The 25,741-nt window shown below is 45.5% G+C and carries 22 protein-coding genes, 1 pseudogene, 1 CRISPR repeat array and 1 other annotated feature; all 23 genes and pseudogenes read right to left on the bottom strand.

The features are described 5' to 3' along the window. Positions 1-231: 231 nt before the first annotated feature. The 23 genes and pseudogenes from DXC51_RS16960 to DXC51_RS16845 all read right to left on the bottom strand — a co-directional run bounded on the left by DXC51_RS16960 (position 232) and on the right by DXC51_RS16845 (position 25,515). Complete coding sequence (locus DXC51_RS16960; protein WP_102288824.1) at positions 232-627, bottom strand: hypothetical protein; 396 nt, start codon at positions 625-627, stop codon at positions 232-234. A 77-nt stretch (positions 628-704) separates the two neighbouring features. Further along, entirely contained in the window at positions 705-2,081 is a 1,377-nt protein-coding gene (locus tag DXC51_RS16955; RefSeq protein WP_021639120.1) for an MATE family efflux transporter, read from the bottom strand. A 491-nt stretch (positions 2,082-2,572) separates the two neighbouring features. Continuing rightward, positions 2,573-3,212: a CRISPR direct-repeat array (repeat unit 33 nt; unit sequence ATTTCAATCCACTTCCTCTATACAGAGGAAGAC). A 1,197-nt stretch (positions 3,213-4,409) separates the two neighbouring features. After that, a complete protein-coding gene (gene cas2, locus DXC51_RS16945) occupies positions 4,410-4,700 on the bottom strand; it encodes a CRISPR-associated endonuclease Cas2 (protein ID WP_102288821.1) in 291 nt (96 codons plus the stop codon). A gap of 162 nt (positions 4,701-4,862) precedes the next feature. Then, positions 4,863-5,894 carry a type I-C CRISPR-associated endonuclease Cas1c gene (gene cas1c, locus DXC51_RS16940; RefSeq protein WP_117544994.1) on the bottom strand — a complete coding sequence of 344 codons (1,032 nt, stop codon included), beginning with the start codon at positions 5,892-5,894 and terminating at the stop codon, positions 4,863-4,865. A 65-nt stretch (positions 5,895-5,959) separates the two neighbouring features. Further along, entirely contained in the window at positions 5,960-6,622 is a 663-nt protein-coding gene (gene cas4, locus DXC51_RS16935) for a CRISPR-associated protein Cas4 (protein WP_035322156.1), read from the bottom strand. After that, positions 6,612-7,469 (bottom strand): type I-C CRISPR-associated protein Cas7/Csd2, encoded by an 858-nt coding sequence (gene cas7c, locus DXC51_RS16930; RefSeq protein WP_117544982.1) that lies wholly within the window; start codon positions 7,467-7,469, stop codon positions 6,612-6,614. Before cas7c ends, cas4 begins: the two co-directional genes overlap by 11 nt. Positions 7,470-7,472: 3 nt before the next feature. Further along, positions 7,473-9,425, bottom strand: a complete 1,953-nt coding sequence (gene cas8c, locus DXC51_RS16925) for a type I-C CRISPR-associated protein Cas8c/Csd1 (protein WP_117544981.1) — start codon at positions 9,423-9,425, stop codon at positions 7,473-7,475. Next, on the bottom strand, positions 9,422-10,159 hold the full coding sequence (gene cas5c / locus DXC51_RS16920; RefSeq protein ID WP_021636852.1) for a type I-C CRISPR-associated protein Cas5c: 738 nt from the start codon (positions 10,157-10,159) through the stop codon (positions 9,422-9,424). The genes cas8c and cas5c overlap by 4 nt, the downstream gene beginning before the upstream one ends. A gap of 18 nt (positions 10,160-10,177) precedes the next feature. Then, positions 10,178-12,574: a CRISPR-associated helicase Cas3' gene (gene cas3, locus DXC51_RS16915; protein WP_117544980.1), complete on the bottom strand. Its 2,397-nt coding sequence runs from the start codon at positions 12,572-12,574 to the stop codon at positions 10,178-10,180. A 352-nt stretch (positions 12,575-12,926) separates the two neighbouring features. Beyond that, positions 12,927-14,219: a bifunctional phosphoribosyl-AMP cyclohydrolase/phosphoribosyl-ATP diphosphatase HisIE gene (hisIE, locus tag DXC51_RS16910; protein WP_117544979.1), complete on the bottom strand. Its 1,293-nt coding sequence runs from the start codon at positions 14,217-14,219 to the stop codon at positions 12,927-12,929. A gap of 108 nt (positions 14,220-14,327) precedes the next feature. Continuing rightward, positions 14,328-14,945, bottom strand: coding sequence for an imidazoleglycerol-phosphate dehydratase HisB (hisB, locus tag DXC51_RS16905; RefSeq protein WP_117544978.1), 618 nt, complete (start codon positions 14,943-14,945; stop codon positions 14,328-14,330). A 23-nt stretch (positions 14,946-14,968) separates the two neighbouring features. Then, on the bottom strand, positions 14,969-16,258 hold the full coding sequence (hisD, locus tag DXC51_RS16900) for a histidinol dehydrogenase (RefSeq protein WP_117544993.1): 1,290 nt from the start codon (positions 16,256-16,258) through the stop codon (positions 14,969-14,971). Between the two features lie 129 nt (positions 16,259-16,387). Further along, positions 16,388-17,038 (bottom strand): ATP phosphoribosyltransferase, encoded by a 651-nt coding sequence (gene hisG / locus DXC51_RS16895; RefSeq protein ID WP_025489989.1) that lies wholly within the window; start codon positions 17,036-17,038, stop codon positions 16,388-16,390. Between the two features lie 38 nt (positions 17,039-17,076). Further along, positions 17,077-18,324: an ATP phosphoribosyltransferase regulatory subunit gene (gene hisZ, locus DXC51_RS16890; protein WP_117544977.1), complete on the bottom strand. Its 1,248-nt coding sequence runs from the start codon at positions 18,322-18,324 to the stop codon at positions 17,077-17,079. A gap of 106 nt (positions 18,325-18,430) precedes the next feature. Then, positions 18,431-18,931, bottom strand: coding sequence for an NUDIX hydrolase (locus DXC51_RS16885; protein ID WP_025489991.1), 501 nt, complete (start codon positions 18,929-18,931; stop codon positions 18,431-18,433). Positions 18,932-18,950: 19 nt separating this feature from the next. Further along, a complete protein-coding gene (locus tag DXC51_RS16880; protein ID WP_021639248.1) occupies positions 18,951-19,487 on the bottom strand; it encodes a Holliday junction resolvase RecU in 537 nt (178 codons plus the stop codon). 14 nt (positions 19,488-19,501) lie between these two features. After that, entirely contained in the window at positions 19,502-20,500 is a 999-nt protein-coding gene (locus DXC51_RS16875; RefSeq protein ID WP_117544976.1) for an RluA family pseudouridine synthase, read from the bottom strand. A 10-nt stretch (positions 20,501-20,510) separates the two neighbouring features. Beyond that, positions 20,511-21,074, bottom strand: a complete 564-nt coding sequence (locus tag DXC51_RS16870; protein WP_117544975.1) for a hypothetical protein — start codon at positions 21,072-21,074, stop codon at positions 20,511-20,513. Positions 21,075-21,229: 155 nt separating this feature from the next. Next, on the bottom strand, positions 21,230-21,805 hold the full coding sequence (locus DXC51_RS16865) for a GNAT family N-acetyltransferase (protein ID WP_051358469.1): 576 nt from the start codon (positions 21,803-21,805) through the stop codon (positions 21,230-21,232). 51 nt (positions 21,806-21,856) lie between these two features. Continuing rightward, positions 21,857-22,369: an NUDIX domain-containing protein gene (locus DXC51_RS16860; RefSeq protein ID WP_021639244.1), complete on the bottom strand. Its 513-nt coding sequence runs from the start codon at positions 22,367-22,369 to the stop codon at positions 21,857-21,859. A gap of 1 nt (position 22,370) precedes the next feature. Continuing rightward, positions 22,371-22,868: a GNAT family N-acetyltransferase gene (locus tag DXC51_RS16855; protein WP_181970126.1), complete on the bottom strand. Its 498-nt coding sequence runs from the start codon at positions 22,866-22,868 to the stop codon at positions 22,371-22,373. Positions 22,869-23,387: 519 nt separating this feature from the next. After that, a pseudogene (locus tag DXC51_RS16850) lies at positions 23,388-24,010 on the bottom strand (aminoacyl--tRNA ligase-related protein); the annotation flags it as partial. Positions 24,011-24,290: 280 nt separating this feature from the next. Continuing rightward, positions 24,291-24,505: a binding site (T-box leader), on the bottom strand. A 95-nt stretch (positions 24,506-24,600) separates the two neighbouring features. Next, positions 24,601-25,515, bottom strand: a complete 915-nt coding sequence (locus DXC51_RS16845) for an Rpn family recombination-promoting nuclease/putative transposase (RefSeq protein ID WP_117544992.1) — start codon at positions 25,513-25,515, stop codon at positions 24,601-24,603. Positions 25,516-25,741 lie beyond the last annotated feature (226 nt).

Raw genomic sequence — 25,741 nt, 5'->3', positions numbered from 1 at the left:
TTCGAAAATCAACACTTCAAAAAGTTGCCATTTCTTGACAGCTTAGATTAGTGCGCCACTTTTTGGCTGTCCTCTACTTTTTTTCACACTACACCTTCCCATTTTGCCTGCAATGCAAGCTCACGATAAAGGCATTATGGCATCCGCAGTTTAAACGGTCCGGGATACTTCCATGTTTTTATCCGGTTCAGAAGATTCCTGGCAGTTTCTGTTATTTCACAACTCCTTAGCTTATTGTCCGGTATCTGACTTATCCTGTAAAATATAAGGAAACTGGCTGATAAAATCAACGAGTTTTGTTTCCTGCACATTGACAGCCGCTTCAATCTGCTGTGCGGTGATGCCCGCAATACTGATATCCTGCCCCCGGCAAAAATAATAAATACCAAATAACAGCACTGCAATAACAAGCCGCAGGCCAAAGGAGGACATATGTACGCTTTCATCCGGACGGGAATACTCCGCCGCAGTCAACGGATAGCCATATTCGTCAAAGCCGCCGTAGCTGTCGCTTTTTCCATAAAGAATTTCTTCCCGTGTGCGGATACGCATCTGGTTATTGTGGTTTTCTTCTCTTATCAGGCGCATCAGCTCCAGTCTGCGCTGGGTGTTATTATCCTGGTTCATAAACGACCTCCGGCTCCGGAAGCTTTTTTAATTCCCGGAGCCAGTTTTATTCTTATTAAAAAATATGACCGGATATGTCAGGACATACCAGTTTTTTTGTGGGACAGCCTGCGATATTCCCGCAGGAACAGAATGCTGGTTACAGTAACCGCAATCGTATCAGCCACCGGTTCGGCCAGGAATACGCCGAATACCTTATCAGGAAGTATGGCGGGCAACAGGAAAATAAGCGGTATCAGCAAAATAACCTTTCTTAAAAGCGCCAGAAAAACAGAGGTCAGCGCGTTGCCCAGGGCAATAAAGGTTTGCTGACAGGCAATTTGGATGCCAAACAGCAGGGATGCCGCCATATAAATACGGATAGCCCATTCCGTATAAACAGCCAGTTCTGCATTGCCTGTAAAAATAGCAATAAAAATCTGTGGCAGGAACATGGCAATCGCCCACAGCAGCGTGCTGTATGCAAGGCATGCAACCAGCAGCAGGCGGAAAGCCTTCTTCACACGGTCAATGCTTCCGGCGCCGTAATTAAAGCTGATAATGGGCTGCGCGCCCTGGGTCATTCCCTGAAGCGGGAGCATGGAGAACTGCATGACACTGGTCATAATTGTCATGGCCCCTACTGCGATATCTCCGCCGTATTTTAACAGAGAGGTATTAAAGCATACGGAAATGATACTTTCCGTAAACTGCATAATAAAGGGAGACACACCAAGACCGATGCTGGGAAGGATAATGGCAGCCGACAACTTCAGATTTTTCCTGCGGATGCGCAGAGAACTTTTATCGGAGGAAAGGAAACGAAGCACCCAGACAAAGGATACTGCCTGGGAAAGAATAGTGGCGAGCGCCGCACCTCTGACGCCCATATTCAGGCCGAAAATAAAAATCGGATCAAGGATAATATTGCAGACAGCGCCGATTGCTACGGTAAGCATACCGGTTTTGGCATAGCCCTGGGCATTGATAAAGGCATTCAGGCCGAGAGATATCTGTACAAATAAAGTTCCTATGCCATAGATCTGCATGTAGGCCCAGGCGTAGCCGATGGTATTTTCACTGGCTCCAAACAACAGCAGAATCGGCTGGCCAAACAGCAGAATTACCGCCGTGAGCACAATTGCCATCAAAACAAGCATAGTTGTACAGTTGCCCAGTATTTTTTCTGCGGTTTCGTTATCCCCTTTTCCCATCATAATTGAGGCCCGCGGCGCACCGCCCATGCTTACCAGCGCCGCAAATGCGGAAATGGCCATGATAACGGGCATTGTTACGCCTACACCCGTCAAGGCGCTGGGACCCACCTCCGGTATGTGGCCGATATACATGCGGTCAACCATATTATACATGACATTGATGATTTGTGCCAGTATGGCAGGCAGCGCCAGCCTGAAAAGAAGCTTCCCAATACTGCCGTTTCCAAGATCGGCTTCTTTTTCCTTTGTTGCTTTCATAGATAAAATCCCCTTTCAATAGTTGTATTGTGGCTGCCTGGAGGGATGCCGCCAAATACAGCATTCTTCTGTCCTGGCTGGGTAGCGATATCTGGTATACCTGTGAAACCTTAGGCTTTTTCCTAACGCTGGCAGTAATTGAGTTATTGTAACGGCCTTGAATATAATAGAATTTCAAGGTTGGAGCCTCAGATACTGTCCTCTCTTTAAATAAAATAACTTTCGATGACTTTCATAACAAATCATGAGCCTTCCCAGGCATATCAGAATTTTTCCATTAGCCAGGAAAAACAGTGCTTCGGATAGCGGCATATACCAGTAGTTTTTTATATGTTGATTTGTTCCAAAAAGAACTAATCTGATAAATAATATACAGTGAAAGCGGACGGTTGTCAATTAAATTTCTCACTTCCTAAATATACTTGATTTCAATACTCTTCTTCTATGCAGATAATGGGCTCCTTGGATACCTGGGAGCTCGGTGAGCCATAATTTAAATACATTTTCTATATACGGAGGAAGACCTACTGTACATTTGCATAAGGTTCGGTTTAACAAAATTTCAATCCACTTCTTCTAAACAGAGGAAGACCGGAGACCGGCACAGAGCTACGTAATAAGCGTAACGTATTTCAATCCACTTCCTCTATACAGAGGAAGACAGGAATAGCATCAGTGTTTCAGGAGGCGTTGAAATTTCAATCCACTTCCTCTATACAGAGGAAGACCGCAGAGCAGGCCGAGAAGCTTCCCGAAGGCTTTATTTCAATCCACTTCCTCTATACAGAGGAAGACCCAGGGCATTTTGGGCTTATATCCGCGTTCCTTATATTTCAATCCACTTCCTCTATACAGAGGAAGACAAGCCAGTTAGATAAGACAGAAAACAATGGACTAATTTCAATCCACTTCCTCTATACAGAGGAAGACCGTCCTGCTCACCGTGTAAGCCGTTATACAGATTATTTCAATCCACTTCCTCTATACAGAGGAAGACTTTTTTCCCGGCTATTTGCAAGCCAAGAATCCATATTTCAATCCACTTCCTCTATACAGAGGAAGACCAAAATCACCTGCGGACCAGTTCTTCTTCGGCAAATTTCAATCCACTTCCTCTATACAGAGGAAGACCGCAAATATCAACAAATGAATATCCTTCATCAAGACATTTTATATCTAATTTTGACATATAAGCGATAATATTATCAACTAGATTTTCAAAATTATCATATGTCTAAAATAAATTATTCTTTTTTCCGAAAATACATGGTGCGAATCTCCCGGGGACTTTATGTTCACTTCACATTCGCACCAGCATCTCATACTCAAACAAACCTTTAGTATTCTTTGTTCTGATTACATTATCCACAAAATGAATCATCCACATAAAATTAGACTAAATATGTATCAGGAACGCCAAAATTCATCACCGAAGGCAGTTTACTGTGAAAAATGACCTTCCGGATACCAAAAAAGCGCAAACAATCCATCACAAATTTAAAAAGCGTTTTTTGAACTTTTCTTTAAGATTCAGGTAGCAACTACTGATAATTCCCAGAAAAGTACTTTTAATTTTATCAGATATGCATTGTTCTTACGTTCCTTGTTGAATTGGTTGTAGTAATCAAAACTCCAGGAACCTAAGAACCACTCCGACTTTGAGGATTTATTAAATGGCTGCGAGCATGAAATGGACAACTGCGGCATAGGCAAGCTTACCCCCTCTGATCACTGCTCTTTATGACCTACGTATGGAAACAGTAATTTTTATTCTTGACAGCTGAATGTGCACAAACAATCAGCGTTGTTCGCAAAAGAGCGCTTTCCTTCCCGTTTTACCGGACTATCGTTTTTTGACACTCCCGTTATCACCTTGACATAACCCTATCCAGGAAGAAATATACCTGTCTGTAGGAAAACAGCCCGTATCTGTTTCGATATCTGAAATGACAGCCTATGAGCTGGCATTCCCTATACCAGTGACTTTCTGAATTGCCTGGGACGCCTGTTTTTCTTCCGTTTTCGTAAAATTGTAAATCTCTTTATCCAAATTTTTGATGTTAAGTTCTTCAGAAAGTAACAGCAATTCGTTTCTGACACTTTGCCAGACAGTTTGGTGTTGGTGCCTTCCAGCATATTCTGGAGACACTTTTACTCCCAAGCACATTCGCTGATAAGACTTTATGCAATAACGACCAGTTGAGTTCCCGCTGAGCCTTATTGGAAAGCTAGCGGAGTGGAGCAACCCATTCTGAAGTTGGGCAGTGATCCATTCTGCTCCTCAGGATGGATTTTGGCATATACTGAGACGGTACTGAACAGTACAATTTAAATAAATAAAGTTTCTGTTACATCAAATCCCGGCTTTGCGCCTATATGCTCCACTTTATTTTTATAATTATCTCCAAGATAGTAAAAGCGCAGGCTATCTTTATCCTTATCTATAATTTCTTCCAGAATCGCCTTTACCTGCCGACATTTAGCTGCATCCATATTGCATTCAAAAACAGAATTCTGTACTCTTTGACCGTAATTTGTACATTGCTTTGCAACTTTTCGCAAACGGCTTCGACCTGCTGCAGTTTCTGTATTCACATCATATGTTATCAATACCAGCATTTTTGCTCCTTTAATGCAATGTTATTGCCACATTACGCCTGTTATGTCTTTGATATAAAAGGGCAATACAGAAGCACATTATTTTGAAATAACGTTTCAAGATAGCATAACACTTTTCAAAACACCTTACCCAGATGATACAACCTTTTATACCGAAAATTTTTATTTCCAGAAAAAAGGCGGATATTCATCCAAATCCCCTCGCAGATATCTTGCTAAAAGCATTGCCTGAACATAAGGCAGCATTCCCCACTCTACTTTTTCTCCTAAAAATGGGTGTGTGATTATCTCCTGCTTTTTAGACTGCCAGGAGGAAAGGAAAATTTTCCGCAGCTCTTCATCCATAATCACAGCACCGCTTTCTTTTCGCTGGAATCCCTTTTCATTTACAATTTTCTTATTGATTAAAGTCAATACAAACCGATCCGCCATCACACTGCGGAATTCTTCAACCATATCCAGCGCCAGCGATTTTCTGCCCGGACGATCTGTATGAAAAAAACCTACATAAGGATCAAGCCCTACTGTCTCCAGTGCGCTGGCACACATAGACGTTAACAGGGTATAGGCAAAAGACAGCATTGCATTTACTTCATCCCGCGGAGGTCTTTTATTCCGGCCATGAAATGAAAAGGTATCCTTCTGCTGCAAAATCATATCATCAAAAACAGAAAAATACACAGAGGCTGCTTCTCCTTCCAATCCCCTGAGCACAGCCGCATCAGGACAGGTACGGACCTTTTTAAGGGATTGTGCAAGGAAAGCTGATTTACTCTTCAGCTTCTCGACATCCAGCCGTAGAGGATAATCTCTCGCTGCCCTCTCCACAATCCAGCGGGAATTATAGACCTTTCCGGCAATACAATTCCTTGCAATTTTCAGACTTTCTTCTTCTGACTCACTTCTGCGATACTGTTCTTTGCGAAGCGTCACATTTCCATATACTTCTCCTGTTACCCGCGCAATAAACCTGCCATTCCCGGAAAGGAAAGTCAGACCGATATTTCGTTCTGCACATGCACCCATGAGTGCCGGACTTGCACCAGTATAGCCAAAAGTAACAATGGCCTCCAGATTATGGAGCGGCACTCTTCCAACTTCCTTTTCTTTCTCCAAAACAACAATATTTTCCCCGTCCAGAGACAAGTAACGGTTATGAGATGTCACATAAAGTGTATTCAATAATCTCTTCACAGCTTTTCCCCCGGTCCCTTTCACCATTCAATATCGTGCAGATTCCATAAACTTCATACAGCCAATTATTCTTCAATATGTTCCTCTACATAACTTCCGGCTGACTTTCCTTTTCCAAGCACAGGCAGACAAATATCACGTAAGGAACAGGCATTGCAACTCTTGCTCCATTTGACCTTCGGTGTATATCTCCTTGCAAAATATTGGTGCATCTCCTGGAACATCGACTTTACTTCATTTCTCACTGATTCAGTCAGCTCGACTTTTTCCCTGTGCCGGATCTCTCCATAATAAAGGTATCCATATGGAATACTGCAGCATAGCATTTCTTCCAGACACATTGCCTGTGCAGCCAGCTGAAGAATATCAACCTGATTCGGTTTCGGTGAACCCCTTTTATATTCAACAGGTATTACAGACCATTCCCCCTCCTGACCCTGAAGAAAAATTCCCTCGCCAGCTTCCGCCCGATGAAATTCTACGATATCACATTCTCCGCTGATACCAAGCTCTCTGGAGCTGATCGGCATGGCCCGGGAGATGAGCAGGTCTCCGCGCTTTTCCCTGCTCATCACATCATGTGCCTTTTCATGAAGAAGTTTTCCTTCCACAGTCCGCACATTTTCCGACCACTGAAGCTCTATATAAGCAAGCGCCCATTGTCTCCTGCAGAATGCAAAATGCTGTATGCCGGACAGCTGCAGAAATTCATCTTCCTCATACAAAATCATACACCTCCGGTTCTACACAACCAGGATTTTCATAATAAATATCATAATCGTTAAAGGATCTTGGATGGTCCGTTTTCTTCTCAATTTTTACACTTCGATGTACCTTTGCGGTAGAAACCGCAGGCATCTTTTCTTCATGCTGCCACCAGTAAAGCCGGCAGACTTCCATGCTTCCTTCCGGCCTTGCTGAGGACGCATCGTTTTCAAACAAAGTCTTCAGCGCTTCTTTCAGCAGTTGGGCATCTTCCTCAGAAAACCCTGTTTTTTCCGCCAGTTGTACGTTAACGCTGCCTTTTAATACATAAAGTCCAAACTCAATCCTATGCTTTGTTCCCATGGTATCGGAAGCCTTTCCCTCTTTACCGGCCTCACTGTTTACACTTTTGGTAATCTGCATGCTGACAATATCTACCGGAGAAACACTGACAGCCTGATGAATGGATACCGGTCCTCTTATGCCAAGAGATACTTCTACGCCTTTAAAAGCGAATACCTGTCCGAAGCTGCGGACATCCAACCATTCCTGACAGGCCAGTTGTGCACATTTATCCCGATCAGCCTTTTTCCCTTTCTTGATTTCCTCCTGCAAAGGGGTATATCCATCCGCACGTTCCTTCAGACTGCTATATGTATCATCCGAACGATCATCCGATTGTACAAAAATTTTCTGTCCCATATCCTGCCAGCGGTTTCTTATTTTTCTCTTGATACAAACATCAGAGATTTCCCCAAACCCATCAAAATTTTCTCTCGGACGGTTCCCATTCAGCGGATCTCCATTCGGATTAGCCTCCGTTGCAGATATTAATGCCACAAAATCAATTTTCCCTTTCAGTTCACTCATTATTTATTCCTCCTCTTCTTTCTTTTTCTCTTTCAGGGCATAGGATTGATTATGAAATCCCAGTAAATATAAGCCATTCAGTGCCGTATCATTTTCAAAGTCTTCTATTTCAAACAGGTTACAGATATCATCCAGCAGTCTCTGGTACACAAGACGCTCCGGAGCCTTTAAGCGCATAAAATATGGTTCCAGCTTTTCCTCCAGAACCTTCCACGTTCTGTAAGGGTGCTGGGAGAATGCGCTCATATAACGTTTTGCATTCGTTTCCCGTCCGTCCTCCTTATCAAAAGTACGATACTCAATTCTGTCCGCCACGGCCAGCAGTCGGCCAAACAAATATTCCCTCTTTCGACATTTTTTATCCAATGCCATCGTATATACCTCCCCATACCTTTTTTCAATCTGTTGTTTTACAAGTGAGCATGCCAGTGCCAGAATTCTTTCCCATAGAAAACGGCTTTCAAATGAAACCGGCGAAGATGCCCGTTGTACAGCAAGTCTCACCATGTCTGCCGGAACCTCTTTTTTATCGAGAATACAGGGCATCCATCGCTTCACCACATCTTTATAACGTTCTTCTTTCCCCGAAAGGGAGAAATAACCGTTTTGTTCCGTTCCGTATAAAAGCTCTGCGGCATCCTTAATCCCTACCATACCATAATAAATATACCGCCCTCTTTCTTTACTGCTCTTTGGCTGCCTCCATTCGCAACGTTCATACCAGCTCTGAAGGCTGTCCAGATATCGGGAGGAATCATAGCTTCTGCATTCCACCATAGCCAAACGACCTGTTGTTGCAGCATCAAAGGCCATAATCATGGTATTGGAAGTCTGAGTCAGATTTTTGCGGTATCCTTTTATTGCCTGTCGGAAACGCATTGCCCCGGCTTCTCCGGTTCCCTTATATTGTTCTTCTTCCTCATCCCATACTTCATCGGAAAATTCTTCTTCCTCTTCGGAGACTTCGTCCGGTAATGCTTCTGCCTGTATGCATAACTCATCCGAACTGCTTTGCCAGTCCGCCACAGTTTTTAAATCGGATTCCCAGGTCACAAGGTATAGGCTTCCATAATTCGTTCCCTGCTTCCGCAGAAGCCATTTAAGTGCATTGTGAGCCTTTTGGGAATCCTCATAGCCGATGGAAAAAGCCTCTTCTTTATTGGCAAAACGCCCGCGGTAAGTATAGTTAGATTCATCATTTGCAGAAATCAGCTTCGCTCCATCTCCTTCATTCCGAATCTTCTTGGGCTGCAGCCAGGAAATTTGCGTTAAGTCGCCTGTCAGGTAGGAAAGTCCTGTCTCTTTTTGCTGAGATCTGCAATATTCTATGTAATTTTGTTGTAAAGAACAGTCTTTCCAGCATTTCACTGACAAACTGCCGCTGTCATCCATCAGCGCATCTTCCGGTAATACTTCCCCTGTATCTATTTGAAACCGTATAAATGCGTCCGTTTGAGCAACAATCTGTATTTTTGCCTTTTCGGAAATCTTTCCCGATTCATCCTGTATAAAGATACCTTGATTATTAAGATCCTTCATCAACGTACCTTTTTCCAGATACTGATAAACAGCCTTAACTTTTGAATGGCAGTAAGAGGAATCCGCCCATTCCTTCAGCTGTTCCATGTACAGCAAATGGTTTTTAGAGCAGTCTTTTCCTTTGACAAACTGATTATAATCCGCCGCGAGATATTTCAGATTGTCACAAAGCGGGTGAGGCTCAATTCCTGCCGTTCTGCTGGCCGATTTTTCAGTTACGGGAATAATAGTCAGCTTGTCCTCGTCCGGTACCGTTTCCGCTCGCAGAAAATTGCCGTCTCCGTCAATCGTCACCGTAATTTGTGCCGCTACCGTAGTATGGTAGGGCGGAAGCAAAACAATATGATCTTCCCCCATCCTGCCAGCCAGATGCTGATTTTTATCATACAAATCGCATAATTCTGCTATCCAGTTCATTCCTCATCACCTTCTTCCGAAAATTCCTGAAGACCGCTGAATTTTTTATCCGGAAAGGCCTTTATTCCCATTTCATGAATCATCCGTTTATCCGAACATTCCTCCGGAGCCAAAAAAGTCACATACCCATTCTTCATGACCGGCCTCCAAAACCGAACAGTCATTTTTCCTCTATCCTCCTCCAGCACGGCTTCATCGGCATATGTAATTCCATGATACATAAAACCGAAAGCCACCTCTCTGGAGGGAGTATCATAATAACCTTCTCCTTCCCCAAACACACAGGGTTCCACATATCCCTGGCATTCTCTGGTCCCCAGGAAGATATCTCTCCGTCCGCCTCTTTGAATCATCCGTTTGGCAATATTATGATGCTTATTTTCATCTCTGTCCCCTTCCAGTTCAGGGCGGTTCTCATTCCAGACAAAATGCGCCCTTACCTGATAACGCACATCTTTCAGGTAAGTATAATAGGAAAGGTCATTTCCCCCATTATACGCGATTGGACGAATCGCTTTTGTCTCCGTCTGGATAGGATTCATCACTCTCAACTCATCAATACGCCAAATTATCGTCGGTTTCCAATATATACTTTGCAGAATCCCTTTGATAGCTTCATAGGTAGGAATCTGATAAGAAAATTTTTCACCGCCGACTCTGGTAACCGGATCCGAAAATAATGCATAATCACCGCTGACCTGAAATTCCACCGTATTTCTGTATTTAGCCTGCACCTTTTATCTCCCTCCTTCTTAAAAATTCAAAAAATCCAATGCCGATGGTTCCTCCTTAAGACCAACGTTTTCATCATAATAACCTTCTGCCAAAACCAGCACCCGATTTTCTTCAATCCTATAAACTGCGTTCCCCAGATTTTTCAGTGTTTTTTCTGATACTCCCACCGAATAACGCTGCAGCTTTCGCAAAATAATTCTTTTCTGTTCAGGATCTGCCTCGCTCTGAAGAGCCTGAATCAGTCCTTTACCTTCCCTATAAGGGACTAGAATATTTTTCAAACCCTTATCATCAATTACAGTGAAAATCTGTCCTGCGCTCAGGAACGCCTGCTTCAGCCTGATTTCTTTTTTCTCGGCAGCAAAAATTTTATTATCGGACAGTAGCTCTACCAGGCTGCTCCTTCCCCATTCCTTCAGTACCGGATAAGAGGTTTCATCTTTGCGTTCCATCAAATAATATTTGAAATACAATGTAACCGCTTCCTCTGAATCCAACCTTTCTCTAAAACTTTCCGGACTTTTACGGTATGCCTGAAGCGTACACAACATAGCTTCTTGTGCCGTTCTGATATCCTTAAGAGAGGAGATTCTTTCCGCTTCCTCAGACATTTTGATAAGACAGACCAGCCCTTTTTCCGGCCCTCCGTTCCGGTTACATCTTCCCGCTGCCTGTATTAGGTTATCAAGACCTGCCAGAGACCGAATCACACATTGAAAAGAAAAGTCCACACCAGCTTCCACCAATTGCGTACTGATGCAGATTACCTTTTCATTCCTGTCAAGACGTTCTCTGATTTCTTTCAAAACATTACTTCTGTGCTCAGCACACATCAGTGTGCTCAAATGGTATAAACCTCCCTCTGTTTTCCCCTTCAGCTGCTCGTAAATATCAAGTGCGCAGGATTTTGTATTGCATATCATGAGTACCTGATCCATCTGCCGTGATTTTTCCAAAATAAAATCAACCGCCTGTGAAATATTGAAACCCTTTCCGCAATCTTGCGTACAATCATGAAATTCCACACGCCTGAAAACCTCTTTATATGCTGAAATACTGTTGACCATATCAACCGGCGGCAGCATTCTGTTTTCAGGAAGCCTGTCCAAAAGCGGCTGTGTTGCCGTACATAGAACAATCGTTGTATTGCAGAACTGTGTCAGAAAATTAACCGCCAGATTAAATAGCTGCAGCAGCTTAACAGGCATAGCCTGTACCTCATCAAAAATGATTACACTGTCACACAGACTGTGAAACCGACGGATACTGCTCCTCTTTTCCTTGAACAGCGTCTGAAAAAACTGTACTGCAGTGGTCACTATCACCGGCACTTCATCCCAGTTTTCTATGAGCCGCTCATAACGTTGCTGTCCTTTCACCTCTTCCTGAACCACATCACTGTGATGTTCCAATATCATATCCGGCATATCCAGACTTGTTCTGATAACACTCGCATTTTGTTCCAGTATACTTTTAAAGGGCGCAACATAGAAAATATGTCTTTTTTTATTCGCCTTTGCACAATGCAATGCAAAACGCAAAGTACTTAGCGTCTTCCCTGCTCCGGTGGGGACGGAAAGACGGAATAAATTGCCGGAAGCGTATGCTGCGTTTCGGCAGCGTGCAGATATATCCTGCCGACAGGATGCTATCTCAGAAGTCTTATCCAATTCGTTTAATTTATTTTCCAAAGTAATAATACCGTACTCCCAAACCTTCTGAATTTCATCCTGGCTCATTCCTGTATCAGTTTTACGGTTCTCCATAAAATCCGCCGTATCCCTCCAGTCAGCATCCATCAGGGATGAAAACAGCAGTCTCTCCAACATACCCAGATAAAAATTACGATTACCATATAAGCCATTGTTATTTTTTGCAAACAGTTGCACTTCTTTGGCTAAAACATTTAAATCAGCTCTGGCCTTCTTCCTTATTTCAGCCATTTCCGCCGCGTTCAGCTTCAGTTCAGACGCCTCAAGCAGAACTTCCGCTTCTCTGCACACAGCCTTTACCTTTTCCGCAGTATACTTCTGTTTCCTTTTTTCCAATAAAATGCTTCCATCAGAAATTGATACACAATCCTGCAGACCATGATGCATATAAATGGCATCCTGTACCATTTCCCCAAGCAAGGTTCCTGGCAAATATTGATTTACCACCAAACCGCCAAGTGTGGAATGGTCCAGTTTACCTTCATTGCATCCTTCTTCTTTTAAGGACTTTTCAAAATATTCCTGCCATTCCTCTGGATATTTTCCATCATCATGATGAATTCCTGTCAGCCAAGCCGTCTTTTTCAATTCGGGCAAAGGACAATAGTTTTCTGCAAGCCGGGCTACATTTATCTGATGATTTACATTGAGCTGATATTGCTGATCTTTTTCCCGATAATGAGAATGATATGTTTTTTCCATGTATCCCCCGCGTCAATGCTTTCTGCATATAGCAAACATTCTCTTCACTGCACATATAAAACGCTTTAGCGCAATATAAGCAGAAAAAATACAAAATTATATCACATATATTCTTATTATATTCTCCAAAATAACTATTATCAACATAAAAACTTATTTTTTACTATATTGTTCTAAATAGAAAAGTGAACTTTCTGTACCTTATTTCCACTTAAAAAAGAGGCAGGCCTTCAACTTACCGGCCTGTCTCCTGAATACTGCATTTATTTCTATTCTTTTTTGTATAATCAGGAACTAACCATCAATTCCGGACAAAACTACTTTTCCAAAGCAAAAATCAAAGAAAAAGGATCTACCGATTTGCCAGCTCCGCAGTAATTTCTTCCCAGGTAACATCTTTTTCAGCCATAAGAACCATCATATGGTAAAGGAAGTCGCAGATTTCATACTTAATTTCATTGGGGTTGGGATTTTTGGCGGCGATAACGATTTCGGTGGCCTCTTCTCCCAGTTTTTTCAGGATTTTATCAATGCCTTTGTCAAACAGATAATTGGTGTAAGAACCCTCCTTGGGATTCTCCTTACGATCCTTGATAACGGCAAAGACATCTTCGAAAACCTTCAACGGGTTATGCTGAGTGTCCGCGGTGTCGTCCAGGGTGAGTATTTCGTTGAAAAAGCAGCTGTAGGAGCCTGTATGGCAGGCAGCCCCAATCTGTACCACGCGGGCGAGGATGGTATCCATGTCGCAGTCTGCGTGAAGGGATTTGACATACTGATAGTGGCCGCTTGTTTCGCCCTTGATCCAAAGCTCCTGGCGGCTTCTGCTGTAGTAGGTCATTTTACCTGTATGTATGGTCGCCAGATAGGCTTCTTCGTTCATATATGCCTGCATGAGAACCGCGTCAGTTTTGTAGTCCTGTACAATTACGGGAATCATGCCATCGGAATTCAGTTTGAAATCAGACCACTGATAGGCGGCGGTAATTTCGGAAACCTCTATGCCGTTATCTCGGCAGAGCTTTTTCAGCGCTTCGATTTCTTTATAGTTATCATTCACAAGCTTCCCTGCGATGCCGTCCACATTTTCCATTTTCAGGATTTCAATGATTTTTTCCAGGGAGATCTCAGGAAGCGTTGTAATGACAGGAACAGGGCTGATTTCGGCCGTTTCCTTCAGGATGGCCGGCTCCCGGACGAGAACGCTGCTGATATATTGGTTGATCAGAGCGCACTGCTCCCTGATCACCTTACTGCTGTCTGTCATCGCAAGCAGCTTATCCGCGCCGAATTTCAGGGAGACCTCACGGGTGACTGCGATATTATCTTCTTCCGTATAATCAAGCACCGCCTGGCGGCATCCGGCATAGAGTAGTTTTTTCACGTCTTCCATGCGGTGGATCGCACCGGCGCCGATTACGGGAACGGCCACGGTGGCGCATATTTCTTTGATGATGTCTATGGCTTCCTCATGCTCCCTGTCAGTGGTGGAAAGGTCGAATACGATGATGCCGTCGCATTTGTTGTCACTGTAGCTCTCTGCCAAAGCCACCGGATCAATGCTGACCTCATGCAAATCATCAAGACCGCTTACCGCTCTCTTCTGATACAAATAAATACATGGCAAAAATTTTTTTGAGTTCATTGGCTCTCCTGCTCTTTCGTTTGCTTTTTCCGTAATACTATCCGCGCAGTTCTTCCGGCACAGCGGAAGGGAGCCCGGAATTATGCCGGAAATTCCTTCCGCTTCCGCTTACAGGCTTCCCTTGGTGCTCAGGACGCCGTCAATGCGTTCATCGTATCCTGTAGCCATATCAAGCGCCTTGGCAAATGCCTTGAACATGGCTTCCGCCATATGATGGCTGTTCTGCCCGGACAGCATTTTCAGGTGGAGGTTCATGGCGGCGCTATAGGATACTGCATAGAAAAACTCCCGGAGCAGCTGGCTGTCCAGCGTGCCTATCACAGGCGTGGGAAAGCTGCAGTCGAATTCCAGCCAGGGTCTTCCACAAAGATCCACAGCGCTTAAAGCAAGCGCATCATCCATGGGAAGCATGAAAAAACCATAACGGCAGATACCGGCCTTGTCTCCTGCCGCCTGGGCAATGGCCTGGCCCAGGACGATCCCGGTATCTTCCACAGTATGATGGCCGTCCACATGCAGATCACCGTTGACCTGAACGGTCAAGTCAAAAAAACCATGCTTCGCAAAGCCCTCCAGCATATGATCGAAAAAACCGATGCCCGTATGAATATCGCTTTTTCCGCTTCCGTCCAGATTCAACGTCAGAGTGATATCTGTTTCTCTGGTGGTTCTTTTCATGCATGCGCACCGCTGTACCCGGCGTACTCCTTCCGCGTCCTGTCCCATGACCAATCCTCCTGAAAAAATAATTATTCAAATCTAACTTTAATCGAATTTGCATGTGCAGTCAAGCCTTCCCGTTCGGCAAAAAGCTCGATATCCTTATGGGCTTTTTCCAGAGCGTCCCGCGAATAGGAAATGATGCTTGTTTTTTTCATAAAATCATCCACATTTAAGGGTGAGAAAAATTTGGCGGTTCCGTTGGTGGGAAGCACATGGTTGGGGCCGGCGAAGTAATCACCCAGCGGCTCGCTGGAGTATTCCCCAAGGAAAATAGCGCCGGCATTCCTGATCTTTGTCATAACGGAAAAAGGATCCTTTGTCAGGATTTCCAGATGCTCGGAGGCAATTTCGTTGGCGGTTTCCACCGCCTCGTCCAAATCCTGAGCAATCAGGATATACCCGTAATTGTCCAGTGATTTTTGAATGGTTTCCCTGCGGCTTAACGTAGTAAGGAAGCTGTCAATTTCTTCCGATACCTTTTCCGCCAGTTCTTCACTTGTGGTGATGAGGATGGCGCTTGCCAGCTCATCATGTTCCGCCTGGGAAAGAAGATCCGCCGCCACATAACGGGGATTGGCCGTTTCGTCGGCAATGACCAGAATTTCACTGGGACCTGCAATGGAGTCAATGCTCACATAGCCGAAGCAGGCTTTTTTGGCAAGAGCGACGAAAATATTGCCGGGGCCGGTAATTTTATCCACCTTGGGAATGCTTTCGGTTCCGAAGGCCATGGCGGCAATGGCCTGCGCGCCTCCCACCTTGTAGATTTCATTGACGCCTGCCACAGCTGCCGCCGCCAGTGTACCGGGATTTACCTTCCCATCGGCGCCGGGGGGCGTTGTCATGATAATGCGTTCCACGCCCGCCACCCTGGCAGGTATTACATTCATCAGGACGCTGGAGGGATACGCAGCCTTTCCGCCCGGCACATATACGCCTGCAGTTGCGATGGGAAGGTGCTTCATGCCCAGAATGGTGCCGTCCGGCCTGGGATCAAACCAGCTGGAACGCAGCTGCTTTTCGTGGAACCGGCGGATATTTTCCGCGGAACGTTTCATCACCTCCAGGAATTCGCTTCCTACCGATTCAAAGGCCTCTTCGATTTCCTCTCTGGTGACAAGAAGATTTTCAGCCGAAATTTCACAGTGGTCAAATTGGCGGGTATAGGAAAAGACAGCCTCATCCCCTTTTGTACGTACCTGGGAAATGATATCGGCCACAATGTCCTCATACTGACCATAATTGTTGGGGCTTCTTTTCAGCAGATCATTCAGCAGGTTCTGCTTTGTATTTTCAGATAGCTTTAATGTTCTCATGCTTCCTCCTGTATGTGCCGGCGCCGTATGTGCCGGATGGAAAATATGATACCAGGCAGCTGTACATGTCAGAACAGCCGCTGACATTTTCTCATGTACACTCTGCCGGCCGGTAATATTTTACAGCTGCTATTGCTGCATCTGCTCCCGCAGCTTCTTTATCAGACTTTTTATCCGTTCAGGCTGCATCTGCATGCTCACCTGATTGACTATCATTCTGGCGGACAGAGGACAGACCTCTTCCAGCACCTCCAGGCCGTTTTCCCGGAGAGTGCTTCCCGTTTCCACGATATCCACGATAACATCGGAAAGCCCCACGATAGGCCCCAGCTCCACAGAGCCGTTCAGCTTGATGATATCCACGGTCTGATGCTTCTTATTATAAAAATAATCCTTGGCAATGTTGGGGTATTTGCTGGCTACCCGGATCATTTCGTGATGTTTGAGAAGCTCCCTGGCTTCTGACGGCCCGCAGACGCACATACGGCATTTCCCGAAACCCAAATCCAGCACTTCATATACCCGTCTGCCCTCCTCCAGCAGGGTATCCTTGCCCACAACGCCGATATCGGCGGCGCCGTATTCCACATAGGTGGGAACGTCAGGCCCTTTTGAGAGGAAAAATTTCAGTTTCAGTTCTTCATTTACAAAAATCAGCTTTCTGGAGGACTTATCCTTCATTTCTTCACAGGTGATGCCCACCTCTTCCAGAAGCTCCAGCGTTTTATTGGCAAGCCTGCCCTTAGCAAGGGCAAAAGTAAGATATCTGTTCTCGTCCATTTTCATCCGCATCCTTTCATTTGCTGCCCGGTACCGTATCAGTCCAGGATTTCTTCCGCACATCCGCCTTCCGATGGCAGATAATAAAATGCCTTCTGCATATGCGCCCGGGCTTTTTCCCGGTAAATCCTGATTCTGTCCGCAAAGGCGCTGTCCTGGGCCGTTCTGGAGGCCACGGATGCAGGGATCAGTTCCGTGGGAACACCGTCCGCCCGGAGAACTGCCGCCTTTTCCAGCGCATCCCGGAAGCGTCCTTCTTCATATATAATAAGGATACCTTCAGCGGCAGGCTGAGGCTTACGCTTCTGACGGGACAACGCCTCCAGCAAATCATCCACTACAATGACAAAACCGATGGCCGGCGCATCCTTCCCGAAATATTTCAGAAGGCTGTTGTAACGGCCGCCCTTGGCAACCGCGTCACCCACGCCGTAGGTATAGGCCTTAAAAATGACGCCTGTATAATAACGGTATTTACTCAGAAGCCCCAAATCAAAGGAAACATACTTCTCCACACCGTATTCGCACAGAACCTGATACAGCTCCTCCAGCCGTTCCACAGCCTGGAGGGAACGCTCGTTGTTCACAAGCTCCCTGGCCTGCTGCAGCGCTTCCGCAGAACCGAACAGATCGTTCACCTTCAGCAAAATCTCACAGTAATCCCTGCGGACGGCCTTCTGCTCCAACAGCTCCTGGGCGCCGAAAAAATTCTTGCTGGATATAAAATCGCGCAGCTCATTTTCCGTTTCTTCATCCAGTCCGGCCTGGGAGCAGATCCCCTTGAAATATTCCACCTCACCGATGCTCACCTGGAAATCCTCCAGCCCGGAGGCCTTCAGGGCTTCCACCACCATGGCGATCATTTCACCGTCCGCCTGAACGGAAGGCTCCTGTATGAGTTCGGCTCCCAGCTGGGTCACCTCCTTCAGCTTTCCCTGAAGGCTGGAGGTATTGGTAAAGGTATTTCCCAGATAGGAGAAACGGATGGGAAGCTTTTCATCCATAAAGTATTTTGCGGCGCAGCGCGCCATGGAAGGGGTAAAATCAGGCCTCAGAACGAGGGTATTACCCTCCTTGTCAAAAAATTTATATAGCTCCCGGGATGGTGTGGTGCCAATTTCCCGGCTGAACACATCGAAAAATTCAAAGGTAGGCGTCTGGATATCCTGATAGCCGAAGGAACGCAGGGTATGGTGCAGCTTTTCTTCCACCAGCAGCTTTCTCACATATTCTTCGCCGTAAATGTCCCGGACTCCTTCCGGGGTATGTACTAATGGTTTACTCATCTGAACCTCTCTCCTTTTGTTTTCCGTTTCATTACATTAACGTGCTAATTTAGTAGCATATTAGCAAAGCAAACTATCAATACTATACTAAACAGCCCGCAGGCTGTCAAGTATTTCCTTCCGGCAGTAAGCTGCCGGTCATGTCTTTGCCGTTCAGCTGCCATTCCGCCAGCCTGTCTCCCTCATAACGCAGCTTCAGAGAAAAAAACGGAGCGTTTTCTTCCAGCAGCCGGAAAAAAATCAGATCTCCCGTCCAAAGATTCAGATTAGGAATTTCTGATTTTGGGACCCATTCCAGACAGCCCTCATCACAATCCGTCAGTTCCCCTTCGAAACCATCTGCCGTATAGAGACACATGTATTCCGTCCCCCATTTATCCGACACAAAAGTGACCAGCCCCCGGAACCGGTAGGAAGTAAGAAGAAGCCCCGTTTCCTCCATTGCCTCCCGAAGCAGGCAGTCCTCCGGACTCTCCCCCTCTTCCGCATGTCCGCCGATGCCCACCCATTTATTTTCATTGAGATCGTTTTTCTTTTTGACACGGTGGAGCATCAGATAGCTGTCCTCCCGTTCAATATAGCAAAGCGTTGTAACCTGGCTTCTCATAAGCGCCTCCTTTTACCGGCTATTCTTCTCTTGTATCCAGATCTTTCTGGATCATGTCCAAATAAGGAACCAGTATCCCCTGTTTTTTCGGGAGGAAATATTCCGGGTTTAATTCATCATACCGGAAGCTCTTGCGTCCCCCCTCTTTTGCCCTGTCCCAAAAATAACGCAGATGGGCATAAGGAAGATAATAGAACTGGTTTTTATGGGAAAAAAACAGGAGAAAAAAAGCGACTCCTCCCTGTTTTTCAAAATTTTCCATAAAAGTCACCTGATGCTCATGGATGTTGGCCAGGGCAAAGGTATCCGCAGCGCATTCCTTGGCATCAAAGCACACCGGCAGGCCCTGTACCGCGCCGATATAGTCAACAGTGCTTTTCTGGTCAAAATAGGCCAGGGTGATATGGCGTTCATCCTTATCGATTCGGATAGGGGTGATCGGCGTGGGGATTTTCTGGATGAGAGCCAGTCCGTTTTCCTGGTATTTTTCATTGGTGCGGTTGATCAGGTCTTCCAGCGTGGAACCCCGCAGCCCTCTTGAATTCCATGTTGCCATTTCTCTCCTCCCTGTTATTGTGTTTTCAGCCGCAGAAAGGCTTCCGGCTCCGGCGCCGTAAAGGATTTCCCGGAAAGATCGGCAAAGCAGCCGTCCATTACGGGAAATTCCACGCGGAAGGCGTGTAGCATCTGGGAATGGATTCCCAGTCTGCGATATCTGTCATTACAGGCTTTATTTCCGTATTTGGCATCACCGATAAGGGGATGGCCCAGCGCGGCCAGGTGGGCGCGTATCTGATGGGATTTTCCCGTAAACAGCTCCACCTCAGCGTAGGTATACTCCGGAAAAAAGGTAAGGGGACGGCAGCCTGTCACGATATGGGCGGCAGCCTTATTCCCTTTAGGCTCGGCGGAAAGAATCCGCACCTGGTTGTTCTTTTCATCCTTGATAAGCCAGGCCTGCGTCACGCCTTCCAGCTCCATTCTGCCTGCCGCAAAAAGCCGGTAGTATTTATGGACAGTGCGTTCCCTCAACAGTTCACTCATCTTCTGGCTGCCTGCCAGGGTTTTGCCGCAGATGACCAGGCCGCTTGTATTCCGGTCCAGCCGGTTGCATACGGAAGGCCGGAAGGTCCGCAGCTGATCCGCAGTGATTTTTCCCCGGGAAAGCAGGTAATCCGTCAGCCATTCGTTCAGGGAATAATCCTGTGCCTCCGCTTTCTGCGTAAGCAGTCCGGCAGGTTTATTCACCAGAAGGATATGCTCGTTTTCAAAGATAACTGGAATTTGAAGGTCCGGCCTTAATGATGAATTGGATGCTGTTTTGTCCGGTGCCGTTACTTCTCCCGGCGCTCCCCGGAATTTTTCCAGGGTTTCCTCTGCCAAAAAGAAGCATACCCGGTCTCCCGCCGTCAGCTTTTCGCTGCCGTCGGCTTTGGAGCCGTTCAGCGTAATGTTTTTTTTGCGGAGCATTTTATAAAGGAAGCCGCTGCCAGCTTCCTTTAAGTATTTTTTCAAAAATTTATCAAAACGTTGTCCGGCCTCGTTAGCGCCTATCGTTACCTCTCTCATTGCGCGCCCCCTATATGGATATGGCCTTTACCAGGGAAAGCACCGCTTCCGTCTGGGTGTTCTCGACGGAAAGCTCCTGCAGCTGATCCAGCCGGTTTAAGTATTTGGGAATATCCTGAAAAATCTTGATATTTACGTCCCTGATACTGTTCTGGGCGCACATGGCCTGCAGGTGCTTTTCGCAGGCAGCCGTTTTGCATTTGGGATTTACGGCAATACCTATCAGGTTGTTTCCGCAAAATACCATATGTGGGATCTCAAAAGTGGACTCATAGCTTGTAAGGACGTTGTCATAAAGGCAGGGGAGCGTTCCGGTGTGGGCGGACACCTTTTGATAAAGCTCTTCGCTGCAGCCCCTGGCGCGAAGGAACATGATCATATTTACCGCACACTTGCTCGCCGGAAGGCAGCCTAATATGGCGACGATGGTGAGCAGGTTTTTGTTGGTTCCCGTGGTGATGTAGCCTCCCAGGTATATGGCGAGGGAAAGAAGGAACAGGGAAAGGGTTTTGATAATTTCTATTTTCCTCTGGCTTTTGATATAACCGTACTGGCCTTTTTTAATTCGATGCATTTCGGGAAATCCTCCGTCTGGTTTTATCTGTGTGGGCATAATGAAAAAATGGCAGTCTCCGGATCCGGGCCGTACTCCCGGTTAAAGCTCCATTATTCAGCGCCGGAGCGTGCCGGATTGGGTTCTCGGACACGCTCCTGTAACAGTGTAACACATTACGGCAAAGAAATCCAGAATTGGCTGTTAACGATATTGCGGCCTTGATACTCAGAAAGAAGGTCTCTGGAGTGGATACCGCCGCATTTTTGTATGGTTTTCAGGGAGCCTGTGTTGCTTTTGTCGCAGTCCAGCATTACTTTTTTTAATCCGAGCGTGCGCGCATAGCAAAGGACCTGACGCAGCATGGAAACCGCATAGCCCTTACGCCGCTGGGAAGGGCGGACACTGTAGCCGATATGGCCGCCCAGCTCCTCAAGGGCCGGATTCAGATGGTGGCGGATTTCGATGTTTCCCACTATCGTCCAATCATCAGGACTGTCACGGCGGATGGCGAGGAACGTGGTTACGGGAACGCCGATATAGCTGTTGTTGTCTTTTTCACAGGCCTTTATCTGCTCCAGCCAGCCCGCTATTTTTTCATAATGGTGAAGTCCGCGGCTGCCGTTTATGGTATCGCCGTTTTCCAGGAATTCTCTGCGATATTCCTGGATTTTATGTTCCCATTCATCGTAATCAACAGAATCGGGCTGAATGGCTTCGGTAGGCATAATCAAAGTGATTTCCTGTTCCATTGGCATACCTCCTAAAAAAAATTCAAGCTGTTTGTAAAAAAAGGCTGCATATCAGAAATCCGTAAGTTCCGCCCAGCTTATGCCGCCCGGCACCGCTGTACCGCAGTACAGGGTTTCAGTATGCCGGCCTGTTTCCAGATAGTGACGTATTACATAACCGGCGGTATAGGGCATCCTGCGTTGGGCCAGGTTTTCATAAGCTGTCCATTCCAGAACTCCTTCACTGCATTCAGGCAGGAATGTAGAAAAGATCTGATTTTTCAGTTCTGCAAAATAATAATAATTCTGCCTGATTTCTCCGTCTTTTAATTTCAACGTTACATAACGAAGGGAGATATTTTTCAAATCCTTTTCCGTAAGGCCGGTTTCCTCCTCCAGCTCCCGCAGGACACATGTCCGGGGATCGTTTAATTCATCCGGCTCAAAGTGTCCGCCGATTCCGCACCAGGAAGGCGGCACCACACGGGAGCCGATGCGATAGAGAAGAAGAATTTTTGTGCCGCAGGATATGTAGATAGAGGTCATATTTCTCAGCTTTATGTCTGTATTGGTATCTGCGTCCATATCAGCTTTCCTCCTGAAGGATTCTTTTTTCGTATCCGGTGAGGGTGAGGCTGCCTGTGGGTTTTCCTGTGAAAGTACTGTAGAAGCCCAGCTTTTCATAAAAATGGCAGTTTCTCTCTTCTTCCATTATGGTGACAAGCCTCCAGGTGAATACCTCCGGGTACATGGTGAACAACTGGGTCAGGGCCTGGGAAGCGGCGTGCTTGTTCTGCTCCTCGGGAATGATAAAAAGAGGGGAAATCACATGCGCATCCTTCTTTTTCACCACCCTCACAGCGCCTACAATCTTTCCTTCCAGGGCAATAAGCCAGTAATCGGTTTCCTCCTGAGCCAGCTGCAGCTCCACCTTTTCCGGCGGATCCAGCGCAGGGGTTGTTTCTGTGTCATGGTATTTTTCATAAAGCGGCATAAATGCGCTTTTTTTCAGCTGGTGAATGAGCAGGGCATCCGTTTTCTGTGCAAGAATCAGCTGTACCGGATCTGACTTTGTAGTAACCATTTTTAATCCTCCTGTTATGCGGAGCAAAATGCGAGTCCTCTGATGGACAATGGATTTTCCTCCTGGTCTTCTGAAGGAAAATTCGAAGCCTCTGTCGGCCATGGGATTTTCCTCCTGTGGAAAGTTTGAATGTGAGGGAAACAGCCGGGTAAGTATATTTTCGGCATTAAAAAAAACCGCATCAAACAAAAATATGTCTGATGCGGATAAAGAAGCGAAAAAATATAGGTAACAATAATCAGCTCCGTAACTTCTGCACAGACATATAAGACCTACCGGCTTGTATCCTGTGCATGAAACATAAATTCTGAATAAGAATCATTCCTGCATACGGTTACAAGCAAATACGTCCATAATAAAAACAAATATGCATATAGGAGCGGATTTCACATCCGCAGATCTGTAAGCTGCGATTCATTGTTTTCCTCTTTCTGTTTATGGGATTTCCAAAAACTTTTTATCATACTAGCACGTTGAAGCAGGGCTGTCAATAGGGGAGATATAGAAATTTGGAGGCACTTAAAAACCTTTTATCTTCATTAACAGCTCACCAATGCTCATCTCCCCCAAATCCTGTGCAGCCTCCTTAGCATCTCTCCGCCTTTCAGATATAGATTTATGATTTGTCTCCTTCTCACCTACAATTACAATATATGGAACCTTTTCCATGCGCGCCTGCCGGATTTTGTATCCAAGCTTTTCAGCACTTGAATCAATCTCTACACGCACTTTTTCTCGTTTCGGAGCACCTGAAACTGGAAATCCAGCTGAATCGTTCCGCATTGCCATGTCCTTCCAATGGAATCCTTTAAGTGAAAATCCAATTTAGGACCGTAAAAAGCTCCGTCCCCCTCATTGATGACATACGGTTTATTCATACCTTTTGCAGTTTCCTCCAATGCCTTCGTAGCAAGCGTCCACTCTTCATCCGTTCCAATAGATTTCTCCGGTCTCGTAGACAGTTCAATTTCATAAGCGAACCCAAATCTTTGATAAACCTCATCAATCAGCTTCATAACGCTCTGGATTTCCTCCATCACCTGTTCTTCCCGCATAAAAATATGGGCATCGTCCTGCATAAAACAACGTGCTCTCATAGGCCCATGCAGTGTTACGGATTTTTCATTTCTATGAATAAGTCCTTCAATCAATTCAAAATCATAATAAAATCCATTTTCAATTGCAGGACCAATGGCACATTTCGTATCCGGATAAAGATGCTTTACTGCCTGCGCCAGTACATGGCGCTCGTGTGCCAGAACGCTTTCTTCCCCTCCTGTTCCTCAAAACTCATTTCTGCCATTTCACCATTTTTTTGCAGAACCTTCATACTCTTGTTGCTCCTTTCTTTTTTGCGGCCGACAGCCGGTTATCAGTATTGAACAACATAAGAAAAGCACCCATAAAACCATAAAAAATAGTCTTAAGGGTGCATTTAACACGGTTCCACCTTAACTTTTCACTTCAGATTCCAATAAATCCTATCCTTTAACGTAGGCATACGGTAACACTTACATCACTTTAGCATTACAGCTCTGGAATGGTTTTCGTCTATCTTACACATAAACAGCTTTCACCAAATGCTGTTCTCTCTGGATGTTTCTGAATAAACTACTCTTTTCCGTCATCATTTTTCTTATGTTATTAGATAAATATTAACAAACGATTGCTCTGTTGTTAATTACTTTTGAAAAGAATCTGTCATAGAAAAATATATAGTGTGACAGTTTAGTTATCTGAGTAGTATCTTTGCTATTTCCAGATCGCTTTTGGAAGAATCCTCTGTTATCAAATTGATTACCTTTTGTACATAAGCATCTTCCAACTCCAATGCTTCTGAAATTGCAGTAACACTAAGCCCCTTTTCCAGTTTTCTTCTTATCATGGATACTAATTTTATTGCTTCTCCCTCAGCACGGCCTATTTTTAATCCATCCTGTCTTCCTTTTTCAATACCAATCTCAAGAATATTCATCTTTACAGCCTCCCATTCTTCCGATTGCTTCACTTCATTTACGATTTCATCCAACATAATAATCCGTTTATCCTTTATCTTGACCTCAGGATTATCAATCGTGGTATTTTTCATATACTGCAGCAGGCTTATCAGCTCAGGACGGCCATTTTTACTGGTCATGTTCAGAAATATTTTCTTCGTGCCGTCATCCAGGGGCAGATCTGAAAATTCTTCACATTGTTCCGTAAAGGTATAGATTGCCCGGTCCCGTCCGAAAATGTCCTCCTGCGTGATAAAAATAATAACCGTTGACGGCAGGTGCTTATACCGGGTCGTCTTTCCTGCCTTTAAAACCGGGGTATCAAGCAGGCCCTGATAAAATCTCACTCTCCGCCTCACATCGTCCGCTTCCGTATCATTCTGCATTTCCGTATTAAAACGGCGGTCAGATACATCCCGCGCCCAGGCATCCAGCCGGATAGCCCGTTTCCCGCTCTTGTTGAGCACTACCTGCTCCACCTCTACCTCTGTCAGCTTCAAATCCGGCTCATCCAGAATAATGCTCAGCGTACTTTCATAAGCGGTTTTATTCTTCATGACAGATAAGAATAAAGCAAAATCACTCAGGTTAAACTGATAGTTTTGGGACAGCGCCTGCATGGCGGCCGTTCCGGTTGTCTTAGAATTCATAGGCATTCCTCTCTTTCTTTTTTTGCAGAGAGAACCATGCCTTCTGCGGCTGCACAGATTTCTGGCAGCCGCTTTGTCCTCCCTGCTTATTCTTTTGTCAGCAAGGAGTTCATGCATTTCCGTACACATGTAAAAAAGAAAACCTCCGTCAGGCAGAAGTCTATACATATGTCGTCCATGCACACGCGAAGCTGCGTGCAGATACCGGTCTGTGAGCTGAATTGCC

This window comes from Eisenbergiella massiliensis, assembly GCF_003435485.1.
Note: the sequence above shows the minus strand (reverse complement) of the source record. Positions and strands in the feature narration are given on the sequence as shown.